Raw genomic sequence first — 15,712 nt, forward strand, 5'->3', positions numbered from 1 at the left:
AACTTTCCTTTTAGCCGATGTTATCGAGAATTTCAAAGCGTTCGTATGCGTTTTCGAGGAGCTTTTCTTTTTCGGCGAGCTTACCCTGAACTTCGATGAGCTTTGTCGCGTTCGTGTAAACCTCTTCGGTTCCGAGGAGAGTTTGCAGTTCCGTGATTTCGTTTTCGAGATTTTCGATGGTTTCGGGAAGCGCCTGGTATTCGCGCTCTTCCTTGTAGCTGCGCTTTTTCTTTTCTTTGGCGCGGGGGGCGGTTTTTTCTTGTTTGGCTGCGGTGATGATCGCTTCCGCTTCTTTTTCGCGGAGCTTTTTCGCGTCGGCGTAATCGGTGTATCCGCCGACATTTTCGTGGATGTTGCCGACGCCTTCAAAGCCGATGATTTCCGTGGCGACGTTATCGAGAAAATCTCGGTCATGGCTTACGGTGATGACCGTGCCGTTGTATTCGGCGAGAAGGTTCGCTAAGAGGTCAAGGGTTTCCATGTCGAGATCATTTGTCGGTTCATCGAGAACGAGAACGTTAGACGGATGCGAAAAGAGGCACGCGAGAAGCAGACGGTTTCTTTCTCCGCCGGAGAGGGCGCTGATCGGGCCGCGGGCACGTTGGGCTGTAAAAAGGAAGTCTTGCAAGTAGCTCAAGACGTGGCGTTTTTGACCGTTCAAAACAACGTATTCTTGGCCATCGCCAATATTTTCGATAAGGGATTTGTCTTCGCGCAGGCGGGTGCGCATTTGGTCAAAGTAGGCGATTTGCAGATTCGTGCCGAGGCGAACGGAACCGGTTGCCGGTTCGAGTTCTCCGAGAAGAATTTTGAGCAGGGTCGTTTTGCCGCAACCGTTTGAACCGACGATACCGACGCGGTCTCCACGGGAAATTTCGGTGGAGAAGTTTTGAATCAAAGGCTTGCCTTCGTAGGAGTACGAAATATTTTCGGCGCGCACAACGAGCCTTCCGGAGCGTTCCGCTTCGGTGATCTGCATTTTTACATTGCCGATTCGGTTTCTACGGTCGGCGCGTTCCTTTCGCATGCGGATAAGGGCGCGGACGCGGCCTTCGTTGCGCGTTCTGCGGGCCTGAATGCCTTTGCGAATCCAGACTTCTTCTTCGGCGAGACGTTTGTCGAATAATTGGTTCGCTTTTTCTTCTTCTTCGAGAGCGGCGTCCCGGTGACGGATAAATTCATCGTAGGGAAAATCCCAGGAGCGGACACGGCCTCGGTCGAGTTCCAAAATGCGGGTGGCGAGTCTACGGACAAAGGCACGGTCGTGACTAATGAAAAGCACGGTGCACTGGGTGCGTGCAAGCACGCCTTCGAGCCATTGGATACTTGGAATGTCCAAGTGGTTGGTCGGTTCATCGAGCAAGAGCAGGTCCGGTTCTTGGGCGATTGCCTTTGCAAAAAGAACGCGGCGTTTTTGACCGCCCGAAAGGGAGTCGTAAAGGGCTTCCGGATCGATGCCCGTTTTTCCGAGAATGTCTTCGCCGGTGGTGTGCCTTTCCGCAGTATTCCCGATCACAATATGGCGGACAGTGCCTTCGATGTGGGCGGGGATTTCCTGAATCAATCGGGCGACTCGCAAGCCGTTCTTGCGGATGATTTCGCCCGAATTCGCTTCCATTTCGCCCGAGATGATTTTGAGAAGGGAGCTTTTTCCTTCTCCGTTACGGCCCATGAGACAAACGCGTTCGCCTTCGTCGATGTCGAACGACACGGAATCGAGAAGCGCCGGGTCGCTAAAACGGAGAGTCAGATTTTTTACGGAAAGTAAAGCCATGCGCCAAAAATAGAAACTTACGTTGGATAGGAATTTTGTAACTTTACGAGGAAGTTATTTGGAAGGAATACTATGTCCGTTTTAATGCGCTCTGTTTCAGGGATCCGCGGTATCGTTGGCGATACGCTGACTCCGACTGTTTTGACAAATCATGTGAAAGCATTTTTGGAAGTGACCGGTGCACGTAAAGTCGTGATCGGTCGCGATAGCCGCCCGACCGGCGATGCGATCGTCTCGTATGTTTCGGGCCTCTGCCGCCTCGCCGGTGCCGACGTGATCGACGTCGGCCTCGCGACCACTCCGAGCGTGGAACTCTACGTTACCCGTCTTCATGCAGACGCAGGTATCATCATCACGGCGAGCCACAATCCGCTCGAATGGAACGCTCTCAAGTTCCTCGATCAGAAGGGCATTTTCCTTGGACCGGATGAAGTCAAGGAACTCTTTGCCATTGCGGACTCGGGAAAGTTTATTTACCCGGATTACCGTCAGATGGGTACCGTCGAAATTTTGAAGGATGCAGATGCTTTCCATATTGACGATACGCTCGCCATTCCGTTTATAGATGTCGAAGCGATCCGTGCAAAGCGTTTCAAGGTAGCTGTCGACGCCGTGAACGGTGCAGGCTCTTACATTGTTCCGCGCTTGCTTGAAAAGCTCGGCTGCGAAGTCGTGCGTGTGAACTGCACTCCGGATGGTATGTTCCCGCGAGGACCGGAACCTATTCCCTCGAATCTTGTGGATTTGGGCAAAGCTGTGCGCGATCATCATTGCGCAGTCGGTTTTGCAGTGGACCCAGATGCGGATCGCTGTGCTCTCGTCGACGGTAACGGTGTGGCAATCGGTGAAGAATATACGCTTGCTATTGCAACGGAAAGTGTTCTTTCAAAGAAGAAAGGCCCGGTCTGCGTGAATCTTTCTACGTCCCGCATGACGGCGGACGTCGCTGAAAAGTTCGGTGTCGGATTCTCCCGTGCCAAGGTCGGTGAAGTAAATGTGAGCCTCCAGATGATGAAGGAAGGCTGTGTCGTTGGCGGTGAAGGCAACGGCGGCGTGATTTTGCCGGCGCTCCACTACGGTCGCGACTCTCTCGTTTCTGCAGCTCTCGTCCTCGCATGGATGGCTGAAAATAACGGTGGCCCGGAAAAGTTCAAAACGGAACATCCGAGCTATGCGATGCCGAAGAAGAAGTTCCCGCTCGGCGATAAGCCGGTGAAGGAAATCTTCAGCGCCGTGGCGAAGGATTTTTCGGACTGGACGGCAGATACGCGTGACGGTCTCTGGCTTGGAAAGGACAAGAGCTTTGTCCATGTCCGAGCTTCCAATACGGAACCGGTAATTCGTGTGATTTCGGAAGCTCCGACGGAAGCCGAAGCCGAAGAACTTTGTGCTCGAGTCGAAGCGAAGATCAAGTAGGGGTTTGGAAATATGTGCGGAATCGTTGGCTACATCGGAAGCCGGGACGCGATCGGCGTTCTCGTCAGCGGACTGAAACGTTTGGAATACCGTGGATACGACTCCTCGGGAGTCGCCGTCGCGCATCCGAACAAAACGCTCGAACTCGAAAAGGCGACGGGTAAAATCGTCGAACTTGAAAAGAAACTAAAAGAACATCCTCTCTTCGCAAACATCGGCATTGCGCACACCCGTTGGGCAACGCACGGCGTCCCTTCCGAAGCGAACGCTCACCCGCAGGTCAGCTTTGACGGCAAGTTCATGGTGGTACACAACGGCATCATCGAAAACTACGTCCAGATCAAGAACAAGCTCAAATCCGAAGGCGTCGAATTCAAGTCCGAAACGGATACGGAAGTCATCGCCCATTTGATCGCTAAGCTTTACAAGGGCGATTTCAAGTCGGCAGTTCTTGCGACGCTGAATAAGCTCGAAGGAACGTTTGGCCTTGCAGTCCTCTGTGCCGATGAACCGGAAACGATGATCGGTGCACGCCGTGGAAGTCCGCTCGTTTTAGGTCTCGGTAGCGAGAGCGAATATTTCCTTGCGAGCGATGTGGCGGCGATTGTCGATTACACGCAGAAGGTCGTTTATTTGAACGACGACGATGTGGTCGTTGCAAAACGCACCGGTTACGAAATTATGACGGTTTCGAGCCACACGGTAAACCGCAACGTGGAAGAAGTCGAATTTGACGCGGATGCGGCGAGCAAAGGCGGCTTTGAACATTACATGCTCAAGGAAATCTTTGAGCAGCCGGAAGCTCTGCGTAACACGATGCGTGGGCGCCTGCTCTTTGCCGATGGTTCGGCAAAGCTCGCCGGTCTTGACGCAAACCGTCTGGAACTGCGCAACCTGAACCGAATCATCATTACGGCGTGCGGTACAAGTTACTATGCAGGCATGGTCGGTGAATATCTGATCGAAGATCTCGCCGGCGTTCCGGTCGAAGTGGAATATGCTTCGGAATTCCGTTACCGGAATCCGATTATTAAGCCGGGAACCCTCGTCTTTGTGATTTCCCAGTCCGGTGAAACGGCGGACACGCTTGCTGCACTTCGCGAAGCGCAGACAAAGGGCGCTACGGTGCTCGGCATTTGCAATGCGGTCGGTTCGACGATCGCGCGTGAAAGCAACGGTGGGGTTTACTTGCACGCAGGTCCGGAAATCGGCGTGGCCAGTACCAAGGCTTTCTCTTCGCAGGTGACAGTCCTTGCGATGGTTGCTCTTTTACTCGGACGCGAACGTCGTGTGTCGGCGGAACAGGGAATTGAATTTGCCCATGCGATTGCGAAAATTCCGGAACAGATCGAAGAAATATTAAAGCTTTCAGACAAGATCCGTGAAATCGCGAAGAAGTATGTGAATGCACACAACTTCCTTTACCTCGGTCGTCATTACAACTACCCGGTTGCGATGGAAGGCGCCTTGAAGCTCAAGGAAATCAGCTACATCCATGCGGAAGGTTATCCGGCTGCCGAAATGAAACATGGCCCGATCGCTTTGATCGATGAAAACATGCCGGTCGTCGTGATCGCTCCGAAGGACAGCCTTTTTGACAAGGTGCTTTCGAATGTGCGTGAAATCAAGGCTCGCGGAGGCCGCATCATTGCGGTGACAACAGAAGACTGCACGGAACTTTCGGACTATGCAGATGATGTCATCTATGTGCCGAAGGTAAATTCGATGCTGATGCCGCTCATTACCTGTGTGCCACTTCAACTTTTGGCTTACCACATTGCTGTGCTCCGCGGAAATGATGTTGATCAGCCGCGCAACTTGGCAAAGAGCGTAACGGTGGAATAATTTGAATTACGAAGCCCCAGAATCTTACGAGGTACACATCGGTGCATTTGAAGGCCCGATGGATCTTTTGCTGTACCTGGTGCAGCAAAGCGAAGTGAAGCCCGCCGATATTTCGATTGCGGAAATCACCGACCAGTACCTCGAATGGATGAAGGATATTTCCCAGGCGGATCTTTCGCAGGCTGGGGACTTCTTGCTGATGGCGAGCCGCCTTATGGCGATGAAGGTTCGCGAACTTTTGCCGAAGGACCAGCGGACTGAACAAGACGAAGCGGAAATCGATCTTTCCCGCGACGAACTCATTCAGCAGATGCTCGAATACCAACGCTACAAACAGGTGGCAAAGGAATTGCAGGGCATGGAAAATGAGAACTTCGGATCTTGTTACCGTGGCCGCATGGAAAAGACGGAAAGCGAAGAAGACACGCTCGCCGATGCGAACATTTGGCAGCTTTTCCGCGCTTACCAGAAAATGCTCAAGACGCGCAACAGCGAAAACGTACATCACATTGAACTCGATGACGTGACGATTGAAGATCGCCAGCAGTTTATTTCGAATACGCTTCACCGTGAAGGCCGCGTCCTCTTTGAAGATCTTCTGGGCCGTGATCCGTTGCCGATCGTCACGGTCGTGACCTTCATGGCTTTGATGGAAATGATCAAGACCGATGAAGTCGTGTTCCGTCAGAGCGAACTCTTTGGCGCGATTTGGCTTTACCGCAAAAAAGACAACGCGGAATTCGCCGAAGAAATGGCGAACGAAACGCGCATTTACGAACCGGAACACGAATACAAACCGGGCATTCTTGAAAAACTCCGCGAACGTGAACTTGTCCGTAACGATAATCAGCAGGCTACTCTCGATCAGGTGATGCGTACCGCTTCGCTCCTCGCTTCTCACGGCAAGGCGATTAAGGATGACGACATCATGGCGATGTTGAACGGTGAATTGGATGTGGCCGCTGTCGAAGCGGAATTGAACGCTGGGCAGTCGGATTCCGAACCTGCCGAACCTTCCGAAACGTCTTCCGCAGATGTCGCCCCTTCTTCTGAACCCTCCGAAGTTTCTCCTTCCGAAACTTTGGAAACTTCTTCTCAGGCGGGAGAAGCGTCTGAAACGGCGAATGCCTCTGTCGAAGAGGAAAAAATCGAAATCCGTGCGGAAGACGAAGCCTTGGATGAAGCTACCGCTCAAGTCGAAGAAGCGGAAATCGCAGCAAGCCTCGCAGAAAACACAGAGCCTCCTATTCCGGAAGAGCTCCTACAGGAAACGGAACCGGACGACGCCGATTCCGCAGAAGAAAATCTTTAACGACAATCAGTCCCATTGGATGCTGGGTGGCGGATCTTTCAGATTCGGATTGTTTTTCGCAGCCTGGAACTTCTTTTCGATTTCCGAAAGACGGTTCTTTTCGCGTTCTCGCGCTTCGGCGAACTTTTTATCCAAATCTTCGGTGCGCGTTTTTTCCTTGACAAGGAATTCTTCCAAGGATTGCTTTTTCTTTTGGACTGCCTGATGCTCCAGGATTTTTCCCGTATCACGGTCGATGATGATCATACCGTGGCACATGGGGCATTCGATTTCCAGTCTAGAGCTTGCCACTAGTCATCACTCCTTCCGCCTAAAAGCCCTGCTCGCAGCGCCCAGTAAAGAAGCTGCAGAATCGAGGAAACGGCAGCCGCTACATAGGTGAGCCCGGCCGCAAACAAAACGCCTGCAACCACATCGCGTTCACGACCCGGAGCGAGAATGTTCAAACGGGCAAGGCACTTCTTGGCACGGGAAGATGCATCGAATTCCACAGGCACGGTCACGAGCGAAAAGAGCGTCGCAATACCGAACAGCAAAACGCCGATTGTCGCTATGTTTGTTCCAATGATGGGCTTTCCTGCCGATATAATGATACCGAGAATCACGAGCCACGGTCCAAGATTCGAACCGATGTTCGCCGCCGGTACAATCGCGGAACGGAGCCACATCGGAAAATAATTCTGTGCGTGCTGAATCGCGTGGCCGACTTCATGCGCGGCAACGCCTGCAGAACTTGCACTGCGACCGTGAAAAACCTCGCTCGAAAGGTTTAACGTCTTGTCCATCGGATTATAATAGTCCGAAAGGAAACCGCGTGTTTCCTGGATGCGTACGTCAAAGATGCCTGCGTCTGCAAGAATCGCCGAAGCGACTTCAGCCCCGGTCAGTCCACTTTGAATTCGTACTTTCTGGCCCGCATTGAATCGGGATTTCACCATTGCCGAAACGATTCCGGAAATCGCGAGAGTAAAGAGCAAAATGCCCATATAAATAGGGTCGAACATCATAGGTCAAATCTCCTTTATGACCCTCTCAAATTACAATTTTTCGCTCCAGTGAGGCCCCTTGGGCTCCGCAACCATGGATAAAGGGCTGTTTCCGAGCTGTTTTTGTTGCATTTGCTCCATCAGCGCACCAAATGTTTCCCACGATGTGCCTGTTCCCTGGAGAATTTTAGAAAGGGTTTCGAGAGTGGCGGATTCCGCACAGGTCTCTAGTCGGGAAATATGGGTTCTGGATACATCGCTCAACTTGGCCAAGGTCTCTTGACTAATATTCTGTTCCTTACGAAGATAAATCAGGACATCTCTTAAGATGCGATTGGCGAGCGGGCGTTCAGTCATCACTCCCAATGGTATCAAAATGCCCAAAAAATCCTGCAACCGATAAGTGACAAGATTTTGGAGGCTGATTTTTGACAGAAATGGACATTTCCTAGAGGTCTCTCTTTCTCAAAAATTTTATCTTATTGGCACACGAAATTGATTCGCAAAAGGATACTAAAATGAAAAAATGGATCGCTCTCGGCCTTTGCGCCGCTTTTCTCGCCGGTTGCAATGAAATCGGTGACAAGTCCGCTTTGGTGACGGAAAAGGATAACTACAGCTATGCTCTCGGTGCCAACTTCGGCATGCAGGCTCATGGCCAGCTCGTTGCACGTGACTCGATTGAACTCGATCTTGATGCGTTCTTCCGGGGCTTCAAGGATCGTTATTACCAGGATAGTTCCAAGTATCTTTTAAACGACTCCGCGGTGATCGCAGTTTTGAACGAATTCTCCCAGAAGCTTCAGCATAAGAAGATTGCGAAGGACAGCGCTGTGGCTGCCCAGAACTTGGCCGACCAAGAAGCTTTCCTCGCTAAGAACAAGACGGCTGAAGGCGTGATCACTACCGAAAGCGGTCTTCAGTACAAGGTGATTACCGAAGGGAAGGGCGAAATCCCGACCGATTCTTCCATTGTGACAGTCCATTATGCAGGCAAGCTCCTGGACGGTAAAGAATTCGACAGCTCCATCAAGCGTGGACAGCCGGCTGAATTCCCGGTGAAGGCTGTGATTCCGGGCTGGACCGAACTTCTCAAGACGATGAAGGTCGGCACCAAGGTCGAAGCTTGGATTCCGAGCAATCTCGGTTACGGTCCGAACGGTCGTCAGCCCATGATTCCGGGCAACAGCCTCCTCGTATTCGAAGTGGAATTGCTCGGCGTGAAGGCTCCGGCTGCTTCGGCGCATTAATTCTCCCCTATTTCAAAAGTCCCGCTTCACGGCGGGCTTTTTAATTTTAGAACGACATGAATAAAATTTGCCTGCTACTGTTGGGAGTCGTGCTTTTTTTTTGCACGGCCTGTTTTGAGTCTGGGAAACTAGAAGATCTCGATAAAAAAATCGTATCGTTGAAACAAGATCTTTCCATGGCGAACGAAGCCGTTGCGGAATACGAAAAGAACCGTCCGCAGTCGCTGACCGTTTTGATGGATACCGTTCGCAAAAACGAAGGCTATTACCAGGTGCTCGAACGTTTGGGCGTTGAACGCAATGACCGTGGCGCAATCGTGCTCGCCCTCCAGGACAGCGTCGAACTTTCCAACTTACGTGTAGGGCAAAAATTTCATGTCGCCAAAGACGCAAATGGCGCAACTCAGGTTTTCCGCTTTTCGCCGAACCCTTCGGTCGTTCATTTGCTTTTTAAAAATCCGACGACAAAGCAGTTTGAATACAAGCTTGTCGAAAAGCCTTTGACTGTCAAGCAGTCCATTTTTTCGGGCCATATCGTTCAAGGGGGTACTTTGCACGGTACGCTCATTTCCGTCGGCATTCCCGCTCGCATGTCGGGCGTTGTCGCGGGCGTTCTCCAGTGCAAAATTCCATTCTCCAGCGTGCAGCCGGGTGACCGTTTCCGCATCATGCTCGAAGAATCCTTTTACAAGGACAGCATCTGGATTTCGGGAAAGGTTCTTTATGCAGAATTCGACGGTCGCGTCGTCGGCCATCACGAAGCGTTCCTATACAACGACCCGGACCCGAAGAGTACCTACAACGCCCACTATACAGAAAATGGTGAAGCTCTGATTTTTGACGGCCTGCGTTATCCGCTTGACCGCTTGCACATCACAAGCCCGTTCGGTACGCGCACGCATCCGGTGTCAGGCGTTCGTAAAATGCATTACGGTATCGACTACGGCAGCCCTAAGGGTTCGCCCGTTTATGCAGTGGCAAAGGGAAAGGTCGTCGTCTCCGGTTATGACCAGTACAGCGGAAATAAAATTGCGATTCGCCATGCGGATAATTCCGTCAGCTATTACATGCACTTGAGCTCCCGCGGAGTGGGCGTCGGCGCCCAGGTGACGGGCGGTCAGGTAATCGGGCGTGTGGGCAGTACAGGTCGCAGCACGGGTCCGCATTTACACTTAGGCTTTAAGAATGCGAAGGGACAGTGGATCAATCCGAAGTCTAAAACGATGATCGCGACGCCGAAGCTCCAGGGCGAACGTATGGCGCGTCTCACCAAACAGATCGCAGGCATTCGCGAGAATTTGGAAAAGCTCGAATCGACCGAGCCTCAGACAATTGAAGGCTCGACCGTCAAAGTTAAACAGCAGGTCGTTTCGAAATAATTATTTGAAGTCCACAATCGCAAGGCCGCGCAAAGCGTCTTGCATGTATTCTTCCGGGTCAATCGAGGTGGACTTTTTGCCGAGCGTTTTCGGCGAAGCCCAGTACGGTTGCATTTCGGAACTGTATCCTTCGGTTCTTGAATAAGAACCTGTTTTCGCAAGTTCCACCGCTTTGTTCAACGCTTCAAGGCTATCGGGTTCGTAAATGTCTGGAACAAAACCATAGGTGTGGTAGCTGAAACCGTCCTTGTCGTAGAAAAGGACCGAGGTAATACCGCAAATGCCCTTCGTTTCGGTGGTCAGGTAAAGCTGGCCGATGCCCTTGCCAAAACTGTTCGTTCCTACGATAGGCGTCTTGAGGTTCGAAGTCAATGCGGCTGCGAAAATTTCCGAACAGCTGGCGCTGTTCGAATCGAGCATCAAAACGTAATAACGCCCTTTACCGATGCCGTCGCCGCTTGCCAAGTAGCCGGTCGTGTTATCACTTCGTCGATTGTGCTCAGGCTCCCAGGACCTTTCGTAAATGATGGTGTCGTTGTTGCTTAAAAGTTCGCCCGCCATCTGGGTGCAAATCGAAACGTAGCCGCCGCCATTTCCGCGCAGGTCGAGAATGGTGGAGTTTGCTCCTGCCGTTGCTTCCAGTGCGTCTTTGAATTCGCGGAGAGTTCCTTCGTCTTCATAGCCGTTTGTCGTATTCGTAAATTCCGTCACGCGGATAATAGGAACATCGCTGAGGGTATCGACGTAAACGGTCGGCACGTTCAGCTGGGTGCGCGTCATGGAAACTTCGTAAGTGAGATTGTCGCGTTCGAGAGAGAACAGGAATGAATCCCTGTTTTCAATGGATTCGAGATAGCTGTCTAGTTCGCTCAAAGTTTCAAACTGGTTTCCGTCCACGGCAAGAATGTGGTCTCGCTTTTGGATGCCCGCAGAAACCGCCGGGCCTTCCTTGTAAACGTATTTCACGCCAAGGCTCGAATCCACTTCCATACCGAAGGATTTGCTTTTTACGTCGGATTCGGTCAGCAGCTGGACGAGGCTTTCGTAATATGCGCTTGGGAAGTAGCGGGTCAGCTTGTCACTCATTGCATAGAACATGGTGATGACATCTGCGACGTCGGCATAGGCGGGGTTGATGTAGACGTTCAACGGATTGTCGACGTAAGTGCTAAGCTCGCCGAGTTCCGTGTCTGCGAGGTAGTAATAGTAATAGAGCATGCTGTAAGTTGTTTTAAGCTCGGAGCTTGCTCCGGAAGTGTCTTCGACAGGGGAAATGGTGTCGGAAGAACATCCTAAAAAAGACGCCGCGATAGCGGCGCTAAAAATAACAGGGAGAAGTTTTTTTGAAACGTTCATATTACGAATCGATCTGAAGACCTTGTTTTGTGACGAGGGCTTTCGGCAGGGAACCGGAAAGCGGGTTGTTGGCAATGGAAAGCGATCTCAGGGAATCGCATTCGGCGAGTTCTTCCGGAATGGAGTCGAGTTCGTTTTCGTCAAGCACAAGTTCGTGCAGCTTTTTCAAGTTGCCAAGGGCGGTCGGAAGAGAAACGAGGCTGTTGCCGGAGACCATCAGCACTTCGAGGTTTTCCAGGTTGCCGAGGCTTGCCGGGAGAGTCGCAAGTTCGTTGTTGTCGAGGTAGAGTTTTTCAAGGCCCTTCATGTTGCCGATCGATTCCGGAATCTTCGCGAGCATGTTGTCGTGCAGGGAAAGCTTTTCCACTTTGGTCCAGTTGCCGATCGATTCCGGGATGTCAAGGAGCTGGTTACGGGCTATGTTCACCTTCTTCAGGAGGGTGAGCTTGCCGAGCGCCTTCGGAATTTCGGAAAGGCTGTTGTAGCCGAGGTAGAGGTTTTCGAGTTTCGACAGCTCGGCGACGGTTTCCGGGAGTTCCATCAGGTCGTTTTCGCTGACCGAGAGACTCTTCAAGTTCTGGAGACGTCCGATTTCATCGGGAAGTTCTACGAGCAAGTTCTGGTCGAGGACGAGTTCTTCCAAGTCTTCGAGCTCGAACAATTGCTGCGGGAGGAGACGCAGGTGCATGTCTGACAAGTCCAACTTCTTCGCCTTTTCGGCTTTCGCTTTTGCAATTACTTCGAGAATGTTCATAAAGCTAACTCCATTTTTAGAAAATGATAGCATTTTTGCAAAAAATCCAAGGCGTTTTTGCTCAAATCTTTGGATAAGAGGTTTCAATTATTAGTCCAATTTGGAATGATTTTGGATTTTTTGGCGAAAATCAGCGAAACAGAGGAATAATTTCCCCGAACTGCGGCACAAGGAAGCTCGAATCCGGAATGTTCAATTCTTTTCTTGCTCGTGCGAGGTCCTTGGGCGGGTCTTCTAAACGTTCGTACACCATGCTGAAGGTTCCCCAGTGCATGGCAAGGCTCTTCTTGGAACCGACGAGCAGGTGCAGCTGGGCGGCCTGTCGCGGACTCACATGCACGCGGGTATAGCGGGATGGCTTGTAACTGCCAATCGGTAAAAAGGCAACATCGACCGGGGCAAATTTTTGGGCGATCGCCTTGTAATAGGATCCGTCTCCCATGGCGATATCGCCTGCAAACCAGAGCTTTTTTTCACCAAATTCGAGTATCCATCCGCCCCAAAGCGTGGAATTTCGGCTCGAAGAAAAGGCTCCCCGACGGCTCGTGTGATGTGCCGGGACAAAGGTCAGGTGCACCTTTTGGACGGTCGCCTCTTCCCACCAGTCGAGTTCCACGATTTGCGACCGGGAAACTCCCCAGTCTTCGATGATTTCGGCGACTTTAAGCGGAACCGCAAAGATGCATTTTGGCCATTTTTTGTGGATATCCTTGATGCTTCCACGGTCCAAATGGTCATAATGGTCGTGCGAAATCAGGACGAGGTCCACTCTGGGCAGGGAATCGAGGTCACGTCCAGGCGGCGTTTCGCGCTTGGGGCCAAAAAGGAACTGGACGGGGGATGCCCGGTCGCTAAAGATCGGGTCGGCGAGGATTCCAAAGTTCTGAAGTTTGATATAATAGGTGGCGTGCCCGATCCAAGTAGCACTGCTTGCGGTAGAGTCTTCCCAGAGTTCTTCATTACCGCGTACAACCGGGAGGCGGTACACTTCGGTGCGGTGGGTGGGAACGAGGGAATCCACTTCCATGGTGTCGCGGATCGGGGCGACGGAGGTGTCGATATTTCGAAAATGGCCGTCGGGAAGGTGGTGCGGGGGTAAAGGACCCCGGAGGTCGACGCTTGCGGATTGTCCAGTACAAGAAACGGCACTCGTAACGATACCGAGTGCCGTCAGGAGTTCAGGAATCAATCTCAAAGACCGCATATTCCTAAACTATAAAGAACCCCGACGAATTGCAAAAAAATCAGCCCCGTTCAGCCGTCCCAAATGCCCTTTCAGTCACAAAAATGCCTAATTTGTCGAATCCGGGAAAAATGTCGGAAAAATTTGACGAAATTTGTCTATTTAGAGGGCTGGATTTTCTATCTTTTAATCGAAATGCTTGGAGTGTACTCTAGGTGAAGCGGATTTTCGAATGGATTTGCACCTGCAACATTGTTTCAGAAAAAGAGAGGGCGTTTACGGTGAAAAGACCTAAAAGTGAATGTAAAAATTTTGAAACAATATTTTTTGGTGTAAAAGCTCGAAAAGAAGTAATATTTTAATTATCTATGTATATGGATATCAGAAACTCCATATCAGGAGCTAATTAGAGGAATAAAATGGAATTAACGAAAGCGCAAGAACGTAGACTTTCATTCGTAGCCAGTTTGCTCAGCTTGAACCCGAACGATCCGACGGATCGCATTAAGGCGTTGAGACATCTCAATTTAGATGAAGAAGGTTGTTTCCACGGCTTCCAGTATTCCCAGGGCTTCCTTGAAGTTTTCATTTTCATCGACGAAACGACCCCGCTCGAAAAGGTCATGCACAACCTGAACCACGATTTGAAGCAGCTCCAGATTGCTGTTTTCCGCACGAGCGACCCGGATAATCCGTTCTTCATGTCGCTTCGCGAAGAAGCGGACCCGTGGGATGTCGTCAAGATGGATGCCCCGGAAGAAGAAGACGAACAGCCGGCCAGCCGTCCGTACATGGAAACCCTCGAAATTACGGTTCTCCGCACGCTTTCCAGCCGCTATGTGACCGATGCTGAAATGGAACGCACCTTGAAGGATATGCGTCGCAAGCTCAACATCTGGAAGTCCGATATCCACGCTAAGCTCGAAATCCGCGCAGAACACGATGACCTCGCCAAGGATTTCCGCAATAATGACGACAAGCTCGATATTGTGATGCAGGACGAACCGCTTCACATGACAAGCCAGAGCGGTGAACTTTTTGTCGGTTTTTGCCCGATCCGTACAATTTTCGATTATCACCAGACCCTCGGTAAGCGCCTCAAGACGAAGCACAACATGGCGATCGTTTCGAGCAACATCCGTACTTACCTCGGTAACTTGACCCATACGAACGCCGCTTTGATCGACGCTTTCCAGGAAATGGAAAAAGCGAACGACGCAAGCGACTTCCCGTTCCTCCACAACGGTATGACCCTCACGGGCGATGACCTGCGTTTGAAGGATCGCGATGGCAAGAAGGTTTTGCAGATTGAACGTCCGAAGATTATCAACGGAGCCCAGTCTCTCTTTACTTACGAGCAGTACTTCAAGAAGAGCAAGAATCCGGTGAACCCGTTCGTGCTCGTGAAGGTCGTGGTTCCGTATCCGGAAGCCGAGTCCTTCCTCCGTCAGGTGACGATGGCTAACAACCGTCAGAACCCGGTGTTCAGCTACCATCTCCGTGCTGCAGACGATTTGCAGTTCTTCATTTGGCAGCGTTACCAGGAAGAAGGCTTCACTTACGTTTACAAGGACGGTGTGCGCCTGAAAGCCCGTACCCGTAAGCTTGAAGTGCGTATGCGCCCGGAACTTGCAAAGACGCTCTTTATGATGGACGGTAGAATTTCGGAAAGCCGTTCGAGCGACTGCATTTTCGATAAGGAAAGCCTTTATCAGCACTGCTTCGGTGCCTTCCTCCGTGTGGCGCCGGACAAGGAACGTGATTTCGTTCGCAAGACGATCGCCTTTACGAAGGCTTGGCAGCTTTTGACCCGTCTGCCGATCAAGATCCGCAACGTGGTTCCGGGCAAGGGCGTATCGATTGAAGCGAATGACGGCAACCCGCTCACGAAGATTACGTGGAACGGTCGCTTGGAAGACAAGTTCCTGTTCCGCAGTGCTGTGCGTGACGTGGTCGTGGCTATCGCCCTTCGCCACTGGCTCGTTTACGGCAATCCGATTCAGGATTTCGAATATCTCGTGGCAAACGAACTCGACTTCAATGATTCGCTTCTCAAATATGCTTCCCGCATCTACAGCGACTATCTCAAGTCGATTCTCGTCAGCGAATTCAAGGATAACAAGGATTACTACGATACAATCACCACGATCGACAAGGATTCGGGTGAAAATGTCGAACGTCGTCTTTGGAAGGGATTCGGCACGACCGCGACTTACGACAAGATCATGCAGATGCTTGTTGCGAAGGATAAGTCTTGGGAAAAGTGCTTGGGCGACATCGATATGTTCCTCAAGTAACCGGAATTCATAGATTCAAGAAAAGGTTCGAAGTGATTCGGGCCTTTCTTTTTGTCGCATTCTCGGATAGGTCGCCCATTTTGACGTGAAAATTTTATTACTTTCTACCGACATTGTGTGGGTTGTAAAAGGGCGTTTCTGTATTTTAAATGCACTTTGC

The 15,712-nt window shown here is 51.2% G+C and carries 13 protein-coding genes; 6 read left to right on the top strand and 7 right to left on the bottom strand.

What is annotated here, in order from left to right; translation table 11 throughout:
- Nucleotides 1–10: 10 nt before the first annotated feature.
- Entirely contained in the window at nt 11–1,774 is a 1,764-nt protein-coding gene (locus MR847_RS02420; protein WP_287722849.1) for an ATP-binding cassette domain-containing protein, read from the bottom strand.
- A 72-nt stretch (nt 1,775–1,846) separates the two neighbouring features.
- On the opposite strand from MR847_RS02420, the gene glmM reads away from it, so the two are divergent.
- The 3 genes from glmM to MR847_RS02435 are packed head-to-tail and all read left to right on the top strand — an operon-like array spanning nt 1,847 to nt 6,347.
- Nucleotides 1,847–3,190, top strand: a complete 1,344-nt coding sequence (gene glmM, locus MR847_RS02425) for a phosphoglucosamine mutase (RefSeq protein ID WP_287722850.1) — start codon at nt 1,847–1,849, stop codon at nt 3,188–3,190.
- 12 nt (nt 3,191–3,202) lie between these two features.
- On the top strand, nt 3,203–5,035 hold the full coding sequence (gene glmS, locus MR847_RS02430; RefSeq protein ID WP_106520002.1) for a glutamine--fructose-6-phosphate transaminase (isomerizing): 1,833 nt from the start codon (nt 3,203–3,205) through the stop codon (nt 5,033–5,035).
- Between the two features lies 1 nt (nt 5,036).
- Nucleotides 5,037–6,347: a segregation and condensation protein A gene (locus tag MR847_RS02435; protein ID WP_287722851.1), complete on the top strand. Its 1,311-nt coding sequence runs from the start codon at nt 5,037–5,039 to the stop codon at nt 6,345–6,347.
- A gap of 6 nt (nt 6,348–6,353) precedes the next feature.
- Here MR847_RS02435 and MR847_RS02440 read toward each other — a convergent pair whose 3' ends face one another.
- The 3 genes from MR847_RS02440 to MR847_RS02450 are packed head-to-tail and all read right to left on the bottom strand — an operon-like array spanning nt 6,354 to nt 7,690.
- Nucleotides 6,354–6,638: a hypothetical protein gene (locus MR847_RS02440; protein WP_146139517.1), complete on the bottom strand. Its 285-nt coding sequence runs from the start codon at nt 6,636–6,638 to the stop codon at nt 6,354–6,356.
- Nucleotides 6,638–7,354: a zinc metallopeptidase gene (locus MR847_RS02445; RefSeq protein WP_100425205.1), complete on the bottom strand. Its 717-nt coding sequence runs from the start codon at nt 7,352–7,354 to the stop codon at nt 6,638–6,640. Before MR847_RS02445 ends, MR847_RS02440 begins: the two co-directional genes overlap by 1 nt.
- A 30-nt stretch (nt 7,355–7,384) precedes the next feature.
- Nucleotides 7,385–7,690 carry a helix-turn-helix transcriptional regulator gene (locus MR847_RS02450; protein WP_158256979.1) on the bottom strand — a complete coding sequence of 102 codons (306 nt, stop codon included), beginning with the start codon at nt 7,688–7,690 and terminating at the stop codon, nt 7,385–7,387.
- A gap of 161 nt (nt 7,691–7,851) precedes the next feature.
- On the opposite strand from MR847_RS02450, the gene MR847_RS02455 reads away from it, so the two are divergent.
- Nucleotides 7,852–8,583: an FKBP-type peptidyl-prolyl cis-trans isomerase gene (locus MR847_RS02455; protein ID WP_287722852.1), complete on the top strand. Its 732-nt coding sequence runs from the start codon at nt 7,852–7,854 to the stop codon at nt 8,581–8,583.
- A gap of 158 nt (nt 8,584–8,741) precedes the next feature.
- Nucleotides 8,742–9,962 carry a M23 family metallopeptidase gene (locus MR847_RS02460; protein ID WP_287722853.1) on the top strand — a complete coding sequence of 407 codons (1,221 nt, stop codon included), beginning with the start codon at nt 8,742–8,744 and terminating at the stop codon, nt 9,960–9,962.
- On the opposite strand, the gene MR847_RS02465 is transcribed toward MR847_RS02460, so the two are convergent.
- From MR847_RS02465 to MR847_RS02475, 3 genes are all read right to left on the bottom strand, one after another.
- Nucleotides 9,963–11,318 carry a S41 family peptidase gene (locus MR847_RS02465; protein ID WP_287722854.1) on the bottom strand — a complete coding sequence of 452 codons (1,356 nt, stop codon included), beginning with the start codon at nt 11,316–11,318 and terminating at the stop codon, nt 9,963–9,965.
- A 1-nt stretch (nt 11,319) separates the two neighbouring features.
- A complete protein-coding gene (locus MR847_RS02470; RefSeq protein ID WP_100425201.1) occupies nt 11,320–12,072 on the bottom strand; it encodes a leucine-rich repeat domain-containing protein in 753 nt (250 codons plus the stop codon).
- Nucleotides 12,073–12,202: 130 nt separating this feature from the next.
- Nucleotides 12,203–13,261 (bottom strand): MBL fold metallo-hydrolase, encoded by a 1,059-nt coding sequence (locus MR847_RS02475; RefSeq protein WP_287722855.1) that lies wholly within the window; start codon nt 13,259–13,261, stop codon nt 12,203–12,205.
- Nucleotides 13,262–13,674: 413 nt separating this feature from the next.
- On the opposite strand from MR847_RS02475, the gene MR847_RS02480 reads away from it, so the two are divergent.
- On the top strand, nt 13,675–15,552 hold the full coding sequence (locus MR847_RS02480) for an AIPR family protein (protein WP_100425199.1): 1,878 nt from the start codon (nt 13,675–13,677) through the stop codon (nt 15,550–15,552).
- Nucleotides 15,553–15,712: the final 160 nt, after the last annotated feature.

Origin of the sequence: Hallerella sp., from assembly GCF_022776125.1 — a bacterium.
In the GTDB taxonomy this organism is placed as follows: domain Bacteria; phylum Fibrobacterota; class Fibrobacteria; order Fibrobacterales; family Fibrobacteraceae; genus Hallerella; species Hallerella succinigenes.